At 61.4% G+C, this 18395-nt stretch carries 17 protein-coding genes; 12 read left to right on the top strand and 5 right to left on the bottom strand.

Annotated elements, in window-relative coordinates; translation table 11 throughout:
- Window positions 1–71 precede the first annotated feature (71 nt).
- The 3 genes from IFT98_RS17645 to gap all read right to left on the bottom strand — a co-directional run bounded on the left by IFT98_RS17645 (window position 72) and on the right by gap (window position 2656).
- Window positions 72–965, bottom strand: coding sequence for a FecR family protein (locus IFT98_RS17645; protein WP_192050825.1), 894 nt, complete (start codon window positions 963–965; stop codon window positions 72–74).
- Window positions 966–1006: 41 nt separating this feature from the next.
- Complete coding sequence (locus IFT98_RS17640; protein WP_192050504.1) at window positions 1007–1528, bottom strand: sigma-70 family RNA polymerase sigma factor; 522 nt, start codon at window positions 1526–1528, stop codon at window positions 1007–1009.
- Between the two features lie 126 nt (window positions 1529–1654).
- On the bottom strand, window positions 1655–2656 hold the full coding sequence (gap, locus tag IFT98_RS17635; RefSeq protein WP_192050506.1) for a type I glyceraldehyde-3-phosphate dehydrogenase: 1002 nt from the start codon (window positions 2654–2656) through the stop codon (window positions 1655–1657).
- 274 nt (window positions 2657–2930) lie between these two features.
- Between gap and edd the strand changes: the two genes are divergently transcribed.
- The 9 genes from edd to IFT98_RS17590 all read left to right on the top strand — a co-directional run bounded on the left by edd (window position 2931) and on the right by IFT98_RS17590 (window position 13830).
- Window positions 2931–4757 carry a phosphogluconate dehydratase gene (gene edd / locus IFT98_RS17630; RefSeq protein WP_192050508.1) on the top strand — a complete coding sequence of 609 codons (1827 nt, stop codon included), beginning with the start codon at window positions 2931–2933 and terminating at the stop codon, window positions 4755–4757.
- Window positions 4754–5707 (top strand): glucokinase, encoded by a 954-nt coding sequence (locus IFT98_RS17625; protein ID WP_122796064.1) that lies wholly within the window; start codon window positions 4754–4756, stop codon window positions 5705–5707. Before edd ends, IFT98_RS17625 begins: the two co-directional genes overlap by 4 nt.
- A 65-nt stretch (window positions 5708–5772) precedes the next feature.
- Window positions 5773–6495, top strand: coding sequence for a response regulator (locus IFT98_RS17620; RefSeq protein WP_122796063.1), 723 nt, complete (start codon window positions 5773–5775; stop codon window positions 6493–6495).
- 22 nt (window positions 6496–6517) lie between these two features.
- Window positions 6518–7924: an ATP-binding protein gene (locus tag IFT98_RS17615; protein WP_192050827.1), complete on the top strand. Its 1407-nt coding sequence runs from the start codon at window positions 6518–6520 to the stop codon at window positions 7922–7924.
- A gap of 167 nt (window positions 7925–8091) precedes the next feature.
- Entirely contained in the window at window positions 8092–9378 is a 1287-nt protein-coding gene (locus IFT98_RS17610; protein ID WP_192050510.1) for an ABC transporter substrate-binding protein, read from the top strand.
- Between the two features lie 108 nt (window positions 9379–9486).
- A complete protein-coding gene (locus tag IFT98_RS17605) occupies window positions 9487–10395 on the top strand; it encodes a carbohydrate ABC transporter permease (protein WP_192050512.1) in 909 nt (302 codons plus the stop codon).
- On the top strand, window positions 10388–11233 hold the full coding sequence (locus tag IFT98_RS17600) for a carbohydrate ABC transporter permease (protein ID WP_192050514.1): 846 nt from the start codon (window positions 10388–10390) through the stop codon (window positions 11231–11233). Before IFT98_RS17605 ends, IFT98_RS17600 begins: the two co-directional genes overlap by 8 nt.
- 2 nt (window positions 11234–11235) lie before the next feature.
- Entirely contained in the window at window positions 11236–12396 is a 1161-nt protein-coding gene (locus tag IFT98_RS17595) for an ABC transporter ATP-binding protein (RefSeq protein WP_192050516.1), read from the top strand.
- 129 nt (window positions 12397–12525) lie between these two features.
- On the top strand, window positions 12526–13830 hold the full coding sequence (locus IFT98_RS17590; RefSeq protein WP_244646990.1) for a carbohydrate porin: 1305 nt from the start codon (window positions 12526–12528) through the stop codon (window positions 13828–13830).
- A 119-nt stretch (window positions 13831–13949) separates the two neighbouring features.
- Here IFT98_RS17590 and hexR read toward each other — a convergent pair whose 3' ends face one another.
- On the bottom strand, window positions 13950–14810 hold the full coding sequence (gene hexR, locus IFT98_RS17585) for a DNA-binding transcriptional regulator HexR (protein ID WP_185794215.1): 861 nt from the start codon (window positions 14808–14810) through the stop codon (window positions 13950–13952).
- Window positions 14811–15023: 213 nt separating this feature from the next.
- Between hexR and zwf the strand changes: the two genes are divergently transcribed.
- Genes zwf through IFT98_RS17570 form a run of 3 tightly spaced genes read left to right on the top strand, consistent with a single transcriptional unit; the run spans window position 15024 to window position 17876 of the window.
- Window positions 15024–16493, top strand: coding sequence for a glucose-6-phosphate dehydrogenase (gene zwf, locus IFT98_RS17580; protein WP_122796057.1), 1470 nt, complete (start codon window positions 15024–15026; stop codon window positions 16491–16493).
- Window positions 16480–17193: a 6-phosphogluconolactonase gene (gene pgl / locus IFT98_RS17575; protein WP_192050518.1), complete on the top strand. Its 714-nt coding sequence runs from the start codon at window positions 16480–16482 to the stop codon at window positions 17191–17193. The genes zwf and pgl overlap by 14 nt, the downstream gene beginning before the upstream one ends.
- Window positions 17190–17876: a bifunctional 4-hydroxy-2-oxoglutarate aldolase/2-dehydro-3-deoxy-phosphogluconate aldolase gene (locus tag IFT98_RS17570; RefSeq protein ID WP_192050519.1), complete on the top strand. Its 687-nt coding sequence runs from the start codon at window positions 17190–17192 to the stop codon at window positions 17874–17876. Before pgl ends, IFT98_RS17570 begins: the two co-directional genes overlap by 4 nt.
- A gap of 87 nt (window positions 17877–17963) precedes the next feature.
- Here the strand turns inward: IFT98_RS17570 and IFT98_RS17565 are convergent, their stop codons facing one another.
- On the bottom strand, window positions 17964–18206 hold the full coding sequence (locus tag IFT98_RS17565) for a DUF3820 family protein (protein WP_192050521.1): 243 nt from the start codon (window positions 18204–18206) through the stop codon (window positions 17964–17966).
- Between the last annotated feature and the right edge of the window lie 189 nt (window positions 18207–18395).

Below are 18395 nucleotides of genomic sequence, written 5' to 3'. Positions count from 1 at the left end.
AGACGGATGGGGAAGCGCTACAGCGTAAAAATAATTATGCGGTGTCTCGGTTCATGGCAATGACGTATCCGTCAGTTCAGGATGACCAGTGCCGGAAACTCCCGCACCCGTGCCGACGTCACCTGAGCCAACGAGCGAACCACTTCGAGCGGGTTGTCCAGGCGGTAATTGCCGGTCACTGCCACCTGCTCGAGCTTCTTGTCGGTGTTGATGATCCACCCCGGGTAATAGCGCCGAAGTTCGGCAAGTACCTCGCCCATCGGGCAATTCTCGAAGATCAAACGGCCGTGGACCCAGGCCAGATCCTTCTGTGGATCAAGCCGCTCACGCCTGCCGAATCCCCTGGGGCCGATGCGTATGCTGTCGCCGGCGTTCAGGCGCACCGTCTCGTCGTGGCTGGCGCTGAGGTCGACGTTGCCGCGCTGCACTCGCACTTGCGCTTGGCCATCGTGGTAGCTCACGGCGAAGGCACTGTCGAGCACATCGGCACGCACTGGGCCGGCTTGCACCTTCAGGGGTTGCCGACGGCTGGGAGGCACCTCGAAAAAGGCTTCGCCTTCGTACAGGCGTGCGCTGCGTTGCCGGGTGTCGATGCGGCTGGAGAAGGCCGAATCGGTGTTGAGCAGCACCTTGGAACCGTCTTCCAGCTGCAGGTGTTGCCGTTCGCCGACCTGGGTCAGATGAGCGGCCTGTACGCGCAGCGCCAGGTGGGTGAAATTCAATACGCCTACCACCAATATTGCGGCGCTAGCCAGTGGTTTCCAATGCCGACGCCAGGCCGGCGGTTGGCGCCGCGTTTGCAGGGCGACGGCGGCCTGGTGAACCGGCGCGCCGTGCCACACCGCGCGGGCCTGCTCAAATGCCGCGGCATGTTCGGGGTCGGCCAGCAGCCAGTCCTCGAATGCCCTTTGCTCGGTGGGGTCGGTGCAAGGCTGGGCGATCAACCAATCGATGGCTTGCTCCATGGCCGGCGTCGGCGGCGCCCGCTCAGGTAGATGCTGCCGATTCACGGATGCTCCTCCAGGCGCTGGGCGACGCCGATGCAGATCGCCATGATCAATTTCAACTCCTTTTGCACGGTGCTTGCCGAGACGTGCAGCTCATGGGCAATTTCCACATAGCTGCTGCCATGCACTCGGCTCAGGATGAAAATCCGCTGCTGGCGCGGCGTCAGTCGAGCCAGGCTCACGGTCAGCCTGGCCAGAAGGCGCTCCGCATGGGCGACCTCGTCCGGACTACTGGCCACTGCTGCAATGCTTTGTAGCACGTCGAGGGGCACATCTTCGACCATGGTTCGCTCGTGCACCCGCCGTGAGCGCAGATAATCCAGGGCCAGATTGCGTGCTGTCTGAAAGACGAAGGGTTCGAGGTGCTCGATGCGTCGCTCACCCAGGGCACGAGTCACCCTCAGGTAGGTTTCCTGAAGCAGGTCTTCGGCGGTGCTGGGGTTGCGTACCATGCGCTGAAGGGTGCGCAGCAGACTCAAGCGTTGGGAGAGGAAAACGGAATTGAAGCGTGATTGACTCACGGAATTGCCCGACCGGAAAGCAGAAGATGATAATGCTTCTCATCCGTGCGCCTGGTCAAGCCACGATCTTTGCAGGAAGTATCGCGGCTGGAGACGGCACCTACCGTATCCAGCCGCTATGGGGCCTTACTTGGCGTTGATCAGCGCCAGGCAGTTGTCCAGCATGCGGTTCGAGAAGCCCCACTCGTTGTCGTACCAAGCCATCACCTTGACCAGCTTGCCGTTGACCTTGGTGTGGTTGGCATCGAAGATCGACGACAGCGGGTTGTGGTTGAAGTCGGTGGAAACCAGCGGCAGGGTGTTGTAGCCCAGCACCTTGGACTGCTCGGCAGCGGCGTGCATCAGCGCATTGATCTCGTCGCGGCTGGCTTCGCGCGACAGGTTCAAGGTCAGGTCGACCAGGGAAACGTTGATCACCGGCACGCGCACGGCCATGCCGGTCAACTTGCCGGCCAGCTCCGGCAGCACCAGGCCAACGGCTTCGGCAGCACCGGTCTTGCTGGGGATCATCGACTGGGTCGCCGAGCGGGCGCGGTAGGGGTCGCTGTGGTACACGTCGATCAGGTTCTGGTCGTTGGTGTAGGCGTGGATGGTGGTCATCAGGCCCTGCTCGATGCCCAGCTCGCGGTGCAGCACCTGGGCCACCGGGGCCAGGCAGTTGGTGGTGCACGAGGCGTTGGAGATCACTTCATGGGACTGGCGCAGCACGTCGTGGTTGACGCCATACACCACGGTGGCATCGGCGCCCTTGGCCGGTGCCGAGATGATCACCTTGCGTGCGCCGGCCGTCAGGTGCGCGGCAGCCTTTTCACGGTCGGTGAACAGGCCGGTGCACTCGAACACCACATCAATGTTCTCGGCCCTCCACGGCAGCTCGGCCGGGTTGCGGATGGCACTGACCGAGATGCGGTCGCCATTCACCGTGAGGCCTTCCTTGTCGTGCTCGACCGTGCCATCGAAGGTGCCGTGCACCGTGTCGTACTTGAGCAGATGGGCGTTGATCGCGCTGTCACCCAGGTCGTTGATGGCGACGACCTGCAGGTCCTGGCGGTAGCCTTGGGTATAGAGTGCCCGCAGGACATTGCGGCCGATGCGGCCAAAACCGTTGATTGCTATGCGAATGGTCATGAGTGATTCCTGTAATCAGATTGGGTGATTCCCCTTGGATCAGGTCCGGGCAAGCAGGTCACGTAATCTGTTTTGTTGTTGGAATTACAAGATTATTCGCATAGAAATAGAAAACAAGCCTTTTTAATGGCAATATTTTGTTCTATCTACAACGAGTGACCGGTACAACCCTTCCTTCACATCGATTCTTGCCTGCAGGGCTTTGAGCCCTGACACGGGTCGTAGTTCGGACAGAGTGTTGCAGAGGTCGCCCCCAAAGCCTGGAGTTCTTCACATGCATCCCCGCGTCCTTGAGGTCACCCAACGGCTGATTGCGCGTAGCCAAGCTACCCGCAAGCACTACCTGCAACTGATCGACAGCGCTGCCAGCGACGGGCCCATGCGCGGCAAGCTGCAATGTGCGAACTTCGCCCACGGCGTAGCGGGGTGCGGCACCGAAGACAAGCACCAACTGCGCATGATGAATGCGACCAACATCGCAATTGTTTCGTCATATAACGACATGCTCTCGGCGCACCAGCCTTACGAAATCTACCCCGAGCAGCTCAAGCAGGCGTTGCGCGAGATCGGCTCGGTCGGCCAGTTCGCGGGCGGCGTGCCGGCCATGTGCGATGGCGTGACCCAGGGCGAGGCCGGCATGGAGCTGAGCCTGGCCAGTCGCGAAACCATCGCCCTGTCCACGGCCGTGGCCTTGTCTCACAACATGTTCGACGGTGCCCTGATGCTCGGCATCTGCGACAAGATCGTCCCGGGCCTGATGATGGGCGCGCTGCGCTTCGGCCATCTGCCGATGGTCTTCGTCCCCGGCGGGCCGATGCCGTCGGGCATCTCCAACAAGGAGAAGGCCGATGTCCGTCAGCGTTATGCCGAGGGCAAGGCGAGCCGTGAAGAATTGCTCGAATCGGAGATGAAGTCCTACCACAGTCCGGGCACCTGCACGTTCTACGGCACGGCCAACACCAACCAGTTGCTCATGGAGGTGCTGGGGTTGCACCTGCCAGGGGCTTCTTTCGTCAATCCCAACACACCGCTACGCGATGCGCTGACCCACGAAGCGGCCCATCAGGTGACACGCCTGACCAAAGCCAACGGCGAGTTCACCCCCATCGGCCGCATCGTCGATGAAAAATCGCTGGTGAATTCGATCGTCGCCCTGCACGCAACGGGCGGCTCGACCAACCACACCCTGCACATGCCGGCGATCGCCATGGCAGCGGGCATCATCCTGACCTGGCAAGACATGGCCGACTTGTCCGAGGTGGTGCCCACCCTGTCCAATGTCTATCCAAACGGCAAGGCTGACATCAACCATTTCCAGGCAGCTGGCGGCATGGCTTTCCTGATTCGCGAGCTGCTCGCAGCGGGCCTGTTGCACGAGGACGTGAACACGGTGGCCGGTCATGGCCTGAGCCGCTATACCCGCGAACCGTTTCTGCAGGAGGGTCGGCTGGTGTGGCGCGAAGGTCCCGAGGCGAGCCTCGACGAAACCATCCTGCGCCCCGTGGCACGACCTTTTTCGGCCGAGGGTGGATTGCGCGTGATGGAAGGCAATCTGGGTCGTGGCGTCATGAAAGTGTCTGCCGTGGCGTTGGAGAACCAGGTAGTGGAAGCGCCTTGCCGCGTGTTCCAGGACCAGCAGGAGCTGGCCGATGCGTTCAAGGCCGGCGAAATGGAAAAGGATTTCGTCGCCGTCATGCGCTTCCAGGGACCGCGCTCCAACGGCATGCCGGAACTGCACAAGATGACGCCTTTTCTCGGCGTGCTGCAGGATCGCGGCTTCAAGGTCGCGCTGGTCACAGACGGGCGCATGTCCGGTGCGTCCGGCAAGATTCCCGCCGCGATCCACGTCAGTCCCGAGGCGGCCAGCGGTGGGCCGTTGGCCTTGGTGCGCGATGGCGATATCATCCGGGTCGACGGTGTCGAAGGTACCTTGCAGGTACGCGTCGATGCCCAGACGCTGGCCAGCCGCACCCCGGCGGTCGGCACCTTGGCCAATGGCGTAGGGTGCGGGCGTGAACTGTTCGGGTTCATGCGCCAAGCCTTCAGCTCGGCCGAGCAAGGCGCCAGTGCCTTCACTTCGGGGTTGGAGATTTTGCGATGACACTCGCCCTTATCGGCGACATCGGCGGTACCAACGCACGTTTCGCCCTCTGGGAAAACGATGCACTGCATTCGGTTCGGGTCTTCCCCACGGCAGACTACACCAGCCCCGAGCACGCCATCGGCGTGTACATGGCCGACCTCAAGCTGCAGAAAGGCGACATCGGCGCCGCATGCCTGGCGGTAGCGGGCCCGGTGGACGGTGACGAGTTCCGCTTCACCAACAGCCATTGGCGCCTGAGCCGCAAGGCATTCTGCGCAAGCCTGCAGATCGGGCACCTGCTGCTGATCAATGACTTCACCGCCATGGCGTTGGGCATGACCCGTCTGCAGCCCGATGAATACCAGTTGGTCTGCGAGGGCGAAGCAGATCCCGCCCGTCCGGCGGTGGTCATCGGCCCAGGCACGGGGCTGGGCGTGGGCACGTTGATCGGCCTGCGCAACGGCTGGATGGCATTGCCGGGTGAGGGCGGCCATGTCGACCTGCCCGTCGGCAGCCCGCGCGAAGCTCAACTGCGCGCGCACATCGAAGCGCAGATCGGTCACGTCAGCGCCGAAACGATTCTCAGCGGTGGTGGGTTGTTACGGTTGTATCAAACTGTGTGCGAAGTAGACGGCCACACGCCTTCCTGCACCTCGCCTGCCGAAGTCACCGACGCCGGCCTTGCCGGCGACCCCGTCGCTCGGGAAACCCTGGAGCAATTCTGCCGCTTCCTGGGCAGGGTGGCGGGCAACAACGTGCTGACCGTGGGCGGTCGGGGCGGCGTGTACATCGTCGGTGGCGTGATCCCGCGCTTTCTCGACATCTTCATGCAGAGCGGTTTCGCCGAGAGCTTCGCCGACAAGGGCTGCATGAGCGATTACTTCAAGGGCGTTCCTGTGTGGGTGGTCACGGCCGAGTTCTCCGGGCTGTTGGGCGCAGGCGTGGCCTTGCAACAGGCGCAGGCTTGAGCGTTTAATCAGCCCTTGAAAAAAGCCGGGCGTATCGACCCGGCAATGACAACAAGGACGCCCACGTGAGCACTGTCGGCAAATCGATCCTGCTGGTCGATGACGATCAGGACATCCGCGAACTGCTGGACACCTACCTCAGCCGCGCCGGTTTCGCCGTGCGCACCACGGCCGACGGCGCGGGCTTTCGCGAAGCGCTTGGCGCCGAGGTCGGCACCGATCTGGTGATTCTCGACGTCATGCTGCCCGACGAAGATGGCTTCAGCCTGTGCCGCTGGATCCGCCAGCATCCGCGCATGGCCCAGGTGCCGATCATCATGCTGACCGCCAGCTCCGACGAAGCCGACCGCGTGATCGGCCTCGAACTGGGGGCCGATGATTATCTGGGCAAGCCGTTCAGCCCGCGCGAGCTGCAGGCGCGCATCAAGGCGTTGCTGCGACGCAGCCAGTTCGCCAGCGAGCGCAGTGGCGAGGTGCTCGGCTTCGACGACTGGCGGCTGGATACCGTCAGCCACCGCCTGTTTCACACCGACGGCGAGGAGGTGTTCCTCTCCGGTGCCGACTTCGCCTTGCTCAAGCTGTTCCTCGATCATCCCCAACAGATTCTCGACCGCGATACCATCGGCAACGCCACCCGCGGACGCGAGCCGATGCCGCTGGATCGCATCGTCGACATGGCGGTCAGCCGCCTGCGCCAGCGCCTGCGCGACAATGACAAACCTCCGCGGCTGATCCGCACAGTGCGCGGTAGCGGCTACCTGCTGGCGGCTCACGTTGCGCCTGTTTAAGCCGCGCTCGCTGCTGGGTCGCATGCTGTTGCTGACACTGCTGGCGGTGCTCCTGGCGCAGGGCTTGTCCAGCGTCATCTGGCTGTCGCAGCTGCGGGCCACGCAGCTCGAAGGGCTGGTGACCAGCGCCCGCAGCCTGGCCCACTCGATGGCGGCCAGCGTCAGCTATTTCCGTTCGTTGCCACTGGCCTATCGGCCACTGGTACTGGACCAACTGCGCAGCATGGGCGGTACGCGCTTTTTCGTTTCACTCAACGACAAGCCGCTGGGCATGCAACTGCTCGAGCCGACTGCGCGCAAGACTGCGGTGATCGACGCGGTTTCGGTTGTGCTCCGCACCCAACTGGGCAGCGACGCGGACATCTCGGTGGCCTTCGTCAGCCCCGACGATCTGCGCATCTTCAACAGCGGCCTCAAGCTCGACGAGCTGCCGCGCTCCTGGGCGCACTACGCCTTGACCCTGGAGCCGGTGAATCCACCGGTACTGGTCACCCAGATTCGCCTGGGGCCCACAGAATGGCTGTACATTGCTTCGCTGTTGCCCGAACCCTATACCACGCTTGAGGAGGAGGGCCTGCCTGCCCAGCAGATCTGGTTCATCGCCCTGACCAGCGGGTTCCTCCTGCTGTTCATTGGCGTGCTCGTGCACTGGCAAAGCCGGCCCCTGAAACGCCTGGCCCGCGCCGCACGCGAGTTGTCGCTGGGCGAGGTGAGCAACGAACCGCCCATGGACGGTGGCGGCAGCGAGGTGGTGGAAGTAGCGCGGGCGCTGAATGCCATGCGCGAGCGTATCAGTCGTTACCTGACCGAGCGCAGCCAGCTGTTCAGTGCGATTTCCCACGACTTGCGCACGCCCATCACACGCCTGCGTCTGCGTGTCGAACTGCTCGACGATCCAGCCCTGGAAGCCAAGTTCGGCCGTGACCTGGACGAGCTGGAATTGCTGGTCAAGGGCGCGCTGCAATGCGTCAAAGACACCGACATCCACGAAAATATCGAGCGGGTCGATCTCGATCAGGTGCTCGATTGCCTGGTGGAACCCTATCTGGCGCCGCACGGCAACGGCCGAGTGACCCTGGAAGGCAAGGCGCGCTCGCCCTACGCCGGCAAGCCGCTGGCCATCAAGCGCTGCATCGGCAATTTGATCGACAACGCCCTCAAGTACGGTGACCGCGCGCACCTGTCCATCCACGACGATGCACAGGCCTTCGTGCTGTACGTCGACGATGAGGGTCCAGGCGTACCCGAGCAACGGTTGCAGAAGGTCTTCGAGCCGCACTTCCGCCTGGCCAGCACCCAGCAGGGCTATGGGCTGGGCCTGGGCATCGCGCGCAACATCGCCCACAGCCATGGCGGTGAGGTGACGTTGCAGAATCTCCCGGCCGGCGGCTTGCGGGTGACATTGGTCTTGCCGCGCAAGACGGTGTGAGCGATCTACCTGTTCCTGCACACCGACCGTTCTGGTGATCATGAATGTCACCAGTCCGTGACATTTCCTTATCCCTTCGTTACCTGCACCCCACTTGGCGGTGTTTACACTCTCACGCAACGCAAGCATCAGACTTGCCTCTGCATAACAACAAAAAAGGATGTCCCATGAACTCGCTCTCCCGCCTAGCCATCGTCGTATCCCTCGCCTCCGTGTTCCCGCTCAGTGCTCTGGCTGCCGACTCCAAAGGTTCGGTGGAAGTTGTCCATTGGTGGACGTCAGGCGGTGAAAAAGCAGCGGTCGATGTGCTCAAGGCGCAGGTCGAGAAAGATGGCTTCATCTGGAAAGACGGGGCTGTTGCCGGTGGTGGCGGTGCCACTGCCATGACCGTGCTGAAAAGCCGTGCAGTCGCCGGCAACCCGCCTGGCGTTGCCCAGATCAAAGGCCCGGACATCCAGGAGTGGGCATCCACTGGCCTGCTCGACACCGACGTGCTGGAAGACGTCGCCAAGGCGGAAAAGTGGGACAGTCTGCTCGACAAGAAAGTCTCCGATACCGTGAAGTACGACGGTGATTACGTCGCCGTGCCGGTGAACATTCACCGCGTGAACTGGCTGTGGATCAACCCGGAAGTGTTCAAGAAAGCCGGTATCACCAAGAACCCGACCACCCTCGAAGAATTCTACGCCGCGGGCGACAAGCTCAAGGCTGCGGGCTTCATTCCTCTGGCCCATGGCGGTCAGCCTTGGCAGGACAGCACCGTGTTCGAAGCGGTAGTGCTTTCGGTCATGGGTGTCGATGGTTACAAAAAAGCCTTGGTGGACCTGGACAACGCCGCGCTCACTGGCCCGGAGATGGTCAAGGCGCTGACCGAACTGAAGAAAGTCGCGACCTACATGGACGCCGACGGCAAAGGTCAGGACTGGAACCTGGAAGCGGCCAAAGTCATCAACGGCAAGGCCGGCATGCAGATCATGGGTGACTGGGCCAAGTCCGAATGGACCGCCGCCAAGAAAGTCGCTGGCAAGGACTATGAGTGCGTCGCCTTCCCGGGCACCGACAAAGCGTTCACCTACAACATCGACTCGCTGGCCGTGTTCAAGCAGAAGGACGCAGGCACTGCGGCCGGTCAGCAGGACATCGCCAAAGTCGTGCTGGGTGAGAACTTCCAGAAAGTCTTCAGCATCAACAAAGGCTCGATCCCGGTTCGCAACGACATGTTGAACAACATGGAGCAACTGGGTTTCGATTCCTGCGCACAGACCGCTGCCAAGGACTTCCTGGCGGACGCTAAGTCCGGCGGCCTGCAACCAAGCATGGCGCACAACATGGCGACCACGCTGGCCGTGCAAGGCGCGTTCTTTGATGTCGTGACCAACTACATCAACGACCCGAAAGCCGACCCGGCCGACACTGCCAAGAAACTTGGCGCAGCGGTCAAGTCTTCCAAATAAGCCGTAGCGGCAAGCTGCAAGCTGCAAGTCAGAGCACTGCCCTGCTTATCTTGCAGCTTGAAACTTGTAGCGTGTAGCTGCCCTTTTCTTTTTCGATGGATTTCCCCCATGAGCTCTGTTGCTGCGTTCAGCAAAGCCTCGCCGTTCGATGCGTTGCAACGCTGGCTGCCAAAACTGGTGCTGGCGCCGAGCATGTTCATCGTGCTGGTGGGCTTCTATGGCTACATCCTGTGGACGTTCGTGCTGTCGTTCACCACTTCGACGTTCCTGCCGACTTACAAGTGGGCGGGCCTTGCGCAGTACGCGCGGTTGTTCGACAACGACCGCTGGTGGGTCGCGAGCAAAAACCTCGCCGTGTTCGGCGGCATGTTCATCGGCATCACTCTGGTGATCGGTGTGTTGCTGGCGGTGTTCCTCGACCAGCGCATCCGTCGCGAAGGCTTTATCCGAACCATTTACCTGTACCCGATGGCACTTTCGATGATCGTCACCGGTACCGCGTGGAAATGGCTGCTCAACCCGGGCATGGGCCTGGACAAATTGCTGCGTGACTGGGGCTGGGAAGGCTTCCGTCTCGACTGGCTGATCGACCCTGATCGCGTGGTCTACTGCCTTGTGATCGCGGCGGTGTGGCAAGCCTCGGGCTTCATCATGGCGATGTTCCTTGCTGGCCTGCGTGGTGTCGATCAATCGATCATTCGTGCCGCGCAGATCGATGGCGCGAGCATGCCGATGATCTACTGGAAAGTGGTGCTGCCAAGTCTGCGTCCGGTGTTCTTCAGTGCGGTGATGATTCTGGCGCACATTGCGATCAAGAGTTTCGATCTGGTCGCGGCGATGACCGCTGGTGGGCCGGGTTATTCCTCTGACCTGCCGGCGATGTTCATGTATTCCTTCACCTTCAGTCGCGGCCAGATGGGCATGGGCTCGGCCAGTGCGATTCTGATGCTCGGTGCGATCCTCGCGATCATCGTGCCTTACCTGTATTCCGAGCTGAGGACCAAGCGCAATGAGTAATCTGGCTGCCAAACCCGCCATCAGCCTGAGTCGCATCGCGATCTATGCAGTGCTGATCCTCGCCGTATTGCTTTATCTGGTGCCGCTGGTGGTCATGTTGCTGACCAGCTTCAAGACCCCGGAAGATATCAGCACCGGCAACCTGCTGAGCTGGCCGACCGTGGTCAGCGGCATCGGCTGGGTCAAGGCCTGGGCCACGGTTGACGGGTATTTCTGGAACTCGATCAAGATCACCGTACCCGCCGTGATCATCTCTACCGCCATCGGGGCACTGAACGGCTACGTGCTGTCGATGTGGCGCTTCCGCGGTTCGCAGTTGTTCTTCGGTCTGCTGTTGTTCGGCTGCTTCCTGCCGTTCCAGACTGTGCTGCTGCCGGCCTCGTTTACGCTCGGCAAGATCGGGCTGGCGAACACTACCACCGGCCTGGTGTTTGTCCACGTGGTTTACGGTCTGGCGTTCACCACGCTGTTTTTCCGTAACTACTACGTGAGCATTCCCGATGCGCTGGTAAAAGCCGCACGTCTGGACGGCGCAGGTTTCTTCACGATTTTCCGCCGCATCATTCTGCCGATGTCGACGCCGATCATCATGGTTTGCCTGATCTGGCAATTCACCCAGATCTGGAACGACTTCCTGTTCGGTGTGGTGTTCTCCAGCGGTGATTCGCAACCGATCACGGTGGCGCTGAACAACCTGGTCAACACCAGCACCGGCGCCAAGGAATACAACGTGGACATGGCGGCGGCGATGATCGCCGGTTTGCCGACCCTGCTGGTCTATGTGGTCGCAGGCAAGTATTTCGTGCGCGGGCTGACAGCCGGCGCCGTCAAGGGGTAATCATGGCTACGCTCGAACTTCGCAACGTCAACAAGACCTACGGTCCCGGCCTGCCGGACACGCTGAAGAATATCGAACTGTCGATCAAGGACGGGGAGTTCCTGATCCTCGTCGGCCCATCGGGATGCGGCAAGTCGACCCTGATGAACTGCATCGCCGGTCTGGAAAGCATCACCGGCGGCGCGATCATGATTGGTGATCAGGACGTCAGCGGCATGAGCCCGAAGGATCGTGACATCGCCATGGTGTTCCAGTCCTATGCGCTGTACCCGACCATGAGCGTGCGCGAGAACATCGAATTCGGTCTGAAGATCCGCAAGATGGCGCAGTCGGCAATCGATGAAGAAGTCGCTCGCGTGGCCAAGCTGCTGCAGATCGAACACCTGCTCAACCGCAAGCCGGGTCAGCTCTCCGGTGGTCAGCAACAGCGTGTGGCGATGGGCCGTGCCCTGGCGCGTCGGCCGAAGATTTATCTGTTCGACGAACCGCTGTCCAACCTCGACGCCAAGCTGCGCGTCGAGATGCGCACTGAAATGAAACTGATGCACCAGCGCCTTAAAACCACCACGGTCTACGTGACCCACGACCAGATCGAAGCGATGACTCTGGGCGACAAAGTGGCGGTGATGAAGGACGGCATCATTCAGCAGTTCGGCACGCCGCAGCAGATCTACAACGATCCGGCCAACCTGTTCGTGGCCAGCTTCATCGGCTCGCCGCCGATGAACTTCATCCCGCTGCGCCTGACCCGCCAGGACGGTCGCCTGGTAGCGCTGCTCGACAGCGGCCAGGCGCGTTGCGAACTGCCGCTGGGCATCGCCGACGCGGGGCTGGAGGATCGCGAGATCATTCTCGGCATCCGCCCCGAACAGATCGCCCTGGCCAGCGAGCAGGTCACGGGTTTGCCCACCCTGCGCGCCGAAGTGCAGATCACCGAGCCGACCGGGCCGGACACGCTGGTGTTCGTCACCGTGAACCAGACCAAGGTGTGCTGCCGCATGGCGCCGGACGCTGCGCCGGCCATAGGCGCCACCTTGAACCTGCTGCTGGACCCGAGCAAGGTCCTGATTTTCGATGCGGCCAGCGGTGAGCGCCTCGGCGCTACGCGAACCGTGCAGGAAGCTGCACCCTTGGGCAACGTGACCCAGTTCAAAGGACGCTGAATAGCGATATCGGCGGGCGGCCTGTCGCCTGTCATTGGCAAGACTGTACAACACGTCAATAACAATAAAAGAGGAAGAGGGATGAACAGCAGACTTATCACTAAACCCAGACTGATCGGCCAGTTGTCGATGCTTGGCGCCTTGAGTCTGGCCGGCAGCGTGCATGCCGCTGGGGCCTTTACCGAAGAGTCGCCATGGATGACCGGTGATTGGGGTGGGGCGCGTACGGAGTTGCTGGAGAAGGGCTACGATTTTTCGCTGGAGTATGTAGGGGAGGTAGGCAGCAATCTCGACGGTGGCTACAACGACGACACCACCGCGCGCTACAGCGACCAGTTCGCCCTGGGCGTGAAGATGGACCTGGAAAAGATCCTGGGTTGGAAGGACGCCGAGTTCAAGCTGGCCATCACCGAGCGTAGTGGTCGCAATATTTCCAATGACCGGATCGGCGATCCGCGTGCAGGCACCTTGAGTTCATCCCAGGAAGTCTGGGGCAGGGGCCAGACCTGGCGGCTTACCCAGATGTGGTACAAGCAGGGTTATTTCGACGACAAACTCAACGTCAAGATCGGCCGCTTCGGCCCTGGCGAAGACTTCAACAGCTTCCCGTGCGACTTCCAGAACCTGGCGTTCTGCGGTTCGCAGGTCGGCAACTGGGTTGGCAATATCTGGTACAACTGGCCGGTCAGCCAGTGGGCCCTGCGTATCAAGTACAACATCACCCCGGAAGTGTATGCGCAGGTAGGCGTGTTCGAGCAGAACCCCTCGTACCTGGAAACCGGCAATGGCTTCAAGCTCAGCGGCAGCGGCACCAAGGGCATGATCCTGCCGGTTGAACTGGTATGGACGCCCAAGCTCAACGACCTGCCGGGCGAGTATCGCCTGGGCTACTACTACAGCACGGCCAAGGCCGACGATGTGTATGAAGATGGCAATGGCCAGGCGGCTGCGGTTTCCGGCGCCAGCTACAAGTCCCACAGCAGCAAGCACGGCGCCTGGATCGTCGCCCAGCAGCAGCTGACCAGCCATAACGGCAGCGCCGCGCGTGGCCTGAGCATCTTCGCCAACGCCACCGTGCACGACAAGGACACCAACTTCGTCGACAACTACCAGCAGATCGGCCTGACCTACATGGGGCCCTTCGACGCCCGTCCCAAGGACGACATCGGTGTAGGCATCGCGCGCATCCACGTCAACGACGACGTGCGCAAGAATCGCCGTCTGGTCAACGATCTGAACAACATCGAAGACTACGACAATCCGTCATACCTGCCGATTCAGGACACCGAATACAACGCCGAAATCTACTACGGCTTCCACGTGACCAACTGGCTGACGGTGCGGCCCAACGTGCAGTACATCAAGCATCCTGGCGGCGTGAACCAGGTGGATGACGCGCTGGTGGCCGGGCTGAAAATCCAGTCCAAGTTCTGATTTGTGGTGTGCTCTTTACGGGCGACTTCGGTCGCCCTTTTTTTCGAGCCGATGACGTGTCCCCCCTCTGTGGGAGCGGTCATCGGCCAAGCCTGCAGATCCAGGTCCTTTACCTGCATTCAGTCCAGGCCGTCCCCTGCCGGATAGCGACTCACGTTGAGGCTTTCCTTGATCTTCCTCAGGTGCGGCTGGAAATCCACGCCGCGCCGTAGCGTCATGCCCGTGGCCAACACGTCCAGCACGGTCAGTTGCACGATGCGCGATGTCATTGGCATGTAAATATCAGTGTCTTCGGGCAGGGGTATATTCAGACTCACGCTGCTGGCCTTGGCCAGGGGCGAGCCTGCCGCCGTCAGCCCCAGTACCGATGCACCGTTCTCCCGTGCCAGACGAGCGACTTCAACCAGTTCGCGCGTGCGTCCGGTGTAGGAGATGATCACGAACAGCTCGCCGGTATGGGCAACCGACGCCAACATTCGCTGCATGAGGACATCGGCATGCGCCGACACCGCCAGGTTGAAGCGGAAGAACTTGTGTTGCGCATCGAGCGCGACCGGCGCCGACGCGCCGAGACCGAAGAAGTGGATCTGCCGCGCCTGGATCAACATGTCCACGGCACGGCTGACCAGCGCCGGATCGAGTTGCTGGCAGGCGCTGTCCAACGAAGCGATGGCGCTGCCGAAAATCTTCTGGGTATAGGCAGCAGGATCGTCGTCGGCTTCCACCGCACGACTGACGTAGGCGGCACCGCTGGCCAGGCTTTGCGCCAGTTGCAGCTTGAGCTCGGGGTAGCCACTGACGCCGAAGGAACGACAGAAGCGGTTCACCGTCGGCTCGCTGACCTTGGCGGCCTGCGCCAGGGCGGCAATACTGAAGCGGGTCGCCTGCTGCGGATTGAGCAGAATGACCTCGGCCACCTTGCGCTCGGCCTTGTTCAGCTCATCGAGGCGGCTCTGGATCTGTTCCAGAAGATTTCGCACACGGTCCATGGTATGTCCTTGGGTCTACTGCAGCGCCAGCGAGCGTGTCTGGCCAGGCTGTCTTCACGGGTGGCTTATCCTACTGGGGGGCGCAGTGCGCCACCACCCGTATCTGTCTGAATGGGTAAATGTTGTGGTTATTACTACATTCTGCCTTGAATCGTGCCCTGAAAAAGGGTATTTCTACGTCAACTTGATAGAAGAACAAACATCATGCCCTCAATGACCGCAGGATCATGCACCTTTGCCCTCTTTGGCGCCCTGGGCGACCTGGCATTGCGCAAGCTGTTTCCGGCTCTATATCAACTCGATCGCGCGCAGTTGCTGCACGCCGATACACGCATTCTCGCCTTGGCCCGCGAGCCGGGTGACGAAGCCCACCACCTGGGTGTCATCGAGGCAGGACTGCGCAAGTTCGTCTCCGATGCACAGCTCGAGCCCGATGCGGTGCAGCGTTTTCTCGCGCGCCTGAGCTATGTACACGTGGACTTTCTGGATGCCGACACCTACGTCGCACTGGCCGAGAAAGTCGGTGACGCCGAACAACTGATCGCCTACTTCGCCACACCGGCGGCGGTCTACGGCGCCATCTGCGAAAACCTGCACAAGGTCGGCCTGACCGAGCGCACCCGCGCCGTGCTGGAAAAACCGATCGGCCACGACCTGGAATCCTCGCGCCGGGTCAACGATGCCGTCGCGCAGTACTTCCCGGAAAACCGGGTGTACCGAATCGACCATTATCTGGGCAAGGAAACGGTGCAGAACCTCATTGCCCTGCGCTTCGCCAACAGCCTGTTCGAGACCCAGTGGAACCAGAACTACATTTCCCACGTTGAAATCACCGTGGCGGAAAAAGTGGGTATCGAAGGGCGCTGGGGCTACTTCGACCAGGCCGGCCAGCTGCGCGACATGATCCAGAATCACCTGCTGCAGCTGCTGTGCCTGATCGCCATGGACCCACCGGCCGATCTGTCCGCCGACAGCATTCGCGACGAGAAGGTCAAGGTGCTCAAGGCGCTCGCGCCATTCACCGCCGACGGCTTGACCCAGCAGGTCGTGCGTGGCCAGTACATCGCGGGCTACAGCGAAGGCCGTCCGGTGCCGGGTTACCTGGAAGAAGAAAACTCCAACACCCAGAGTGACACCGAGACCTTCGTCGCGCTGCGCGCCGACATCCGCAACTGGCGCTGGGCCGGCGTGCCGTTCTACCTGCGCACCGGCAAGCGCATGCCTGAAAAGCTGTCGCAGATCGTCATCCACTTCAAGGAACCGCCGCACTATATCTTCGCGCCCGAGCAGCGCCTGCAGATCAGCAACAAGCTGATCATCCGCCTGCAACCGGACGAAGGCATATCGCTGCGCGTGATGACCAAGGAGCAGGGACTGGACAAGGGCATGCAACTGCGCAGCGGGCCGCTGCAACTGAATTTCTCCGACACCTATCGCAGTGCGCGTATTCCAGATGCGTACGAGCGATTGCTGCTGGAGGTGATGCAGGGCAATCAGAACCTGTTTGTCCGTAAAGATGAAATCGAATATGCGTGGACATGGTGCGATCAGCTCATCGCCGGCTGGAAGAAATCCGGCGATGCTCCCAAGCCGTACGCGGCGGGTTCATGGGGGCCGATGAGCTCGATTGCCCTGATCACACGCGATGGGAGATCCTGGTATGGCGATATCTGATTTGCAGTTCCCCGACGGGGTCAAGGTTCACGACTGCGTGAGCGCACCGTTGCTGGCCGAAGCCCTGGCCGGCAAGGTCGCCGAGCAACTGCGCGAGGCGATCGAGCGCCAGAACGTGGCAACCCTGGTGGTTTCCGGCGGGCGCAGCCCGGTGGCTTTTCTGGAGTGCCTGGCGCGTCAGAGCCTGGACTGGTCACGGGTAGTGATCTCCCTGGCCGACGAGCGTTGGGTGCCCATCGAGCATGCCGACAGCAATGCCGGTCTGCTCAAGCGCCACCTGCTGGTAGGCGCGGTCGAGCAGGCACGTTTCGTCAGCCTGTACCAGACCACCTCGAGCCAGGAGGAAGCTGCCGCAGTGGCCGATGACCTGCTCGGCCAATTGCCGCCGATCGACGTGCTGGTACTGGGCATGGGTGATGACGGGCACACCGCTTCGTTGTTTCCCGATAGCCCCAACCTTGAACAGGCTCTGGCGCTGGACGGCGAGCGCCGCTGCTGGCCGATGCTGGCGCCGAGCGTACCGCATCAGCGCCTGAGCATGAGCCGTGCGTTGCTGGCCTCGGCGCGCTTCAAGGTGTTGTCGGTGCAGGGCGAAGGCAAGTTGACCACGCTGCGCACCGCACTTGCCGGCGAAGACGTGGCGCAGATGCCTATCCGCGCCTTCCTGCACTCCGCGCTGGATATCTACTGGTGTCAATGAATCAAGGAACCGCCGCTATGATTACCACCGAACAACAGCAACGCATGGTCGACAAGGTTGCCCGGATCGACGCTCTGGCGGCGCGTGCGCGAATTCTGCCGGTCATCACCATTGCCCGTGAAGAAGACATTCTGCCCCTGGCCGATGCTTTGGCGGCCGGTGGCCTGACCGTGCTGGAAGTGACCCTGCGCTCGGCATTGGGCCTGAGGGCGATCCAGGTGCTGCGCGAGCAACGTCCGGAACTGCTGGTCGGCGCCGGCACCGTACTGACCCGCGAAATGCTCGCCGCAACGGAGCAGGCCGGCTCGCAGTTCACCGTCACCCCCGGCGTGACCCAGGACATGCTCGAGACCGGTGTGGAAAGCTCGTTGCCGTTGCTGCCGGGCATCAGCAGCCCGTCCGAACTGATGATGGGTTACGCGCTGGGCTATCGTCGCTTCAAGCTGTTCCCGGCCGAAGTGAGCGGTGGCGTGGCCGCCATCAAGGCGCTTGGTGGACCTTTCCCCGAGGTGCGTTTCTGCCCGACCGGCGGCGTCGGCCCAGGCAACATCAACAGCTACATGGCTCAATCCAATGTGATGTGCGTGGGCGGCTCGTGGATGCTCGACAGCCAATGGATTGAAAACCGCGATTGGGCACGTATTCAGGAGTGCAGCGCCCAGGCGCTGGCTTTGCTCGACTGATTCGACTTCGTTAGGCGCTTCACGGTTGTCTTTCAGTGCGCTTGGTCGGCGCACTTTTTTTTGCCTGGAAGAAAGTTGCCAGACGCTTCAGCGCCCATCGGCGATGCGCGGCTTGCCATGTTTGACCCGCAGCGGATCGAGCAGGTCGGACAGGCCGTTGTGATCGATTTCCTGCATCAGCGCCAGCAGGCCGCCCAGTTCCCCCTTGGGGAAGCCTTCGCGGGCAAACCAGTTGAGGTAATGCCCCGGCAGGTCGGCGATTACCCGGCCCTTGTACTTGCCGAAGGGCATGGCAAGCGTCACTAGCGATTCGAGTTTTTCGGGGTTCATGTGCAGGTCTTCGCCACAATCTTCATTTCACGGTTGAGGCATCAAAGATTACATGCATTCTGCACGAGTACATAATTCCCGATCATGCATAAAGACGGCATGGGTATTGGCAGAACAGTGACAGGGTATTGATTTATAACGTAATACCTAATTGTTCCGATCTGGCACGAAGCCTGCTTTTGCACATTC

The sequence above is a fragment of the Pseudomonas sp. CFBP 8770 genome, from assembly GCF_014841705.1.
Lineage (GTDB): Bacteria > Pseudomonadota > Gammaproteobacteria > Pseudomonadales > Pseudomonadaceae > Aquipseudomonas.
Note: the sequence above shows the minus strand (reverse complement) of the source record. Positions and strands in the feature narration are given on the sequence as shown.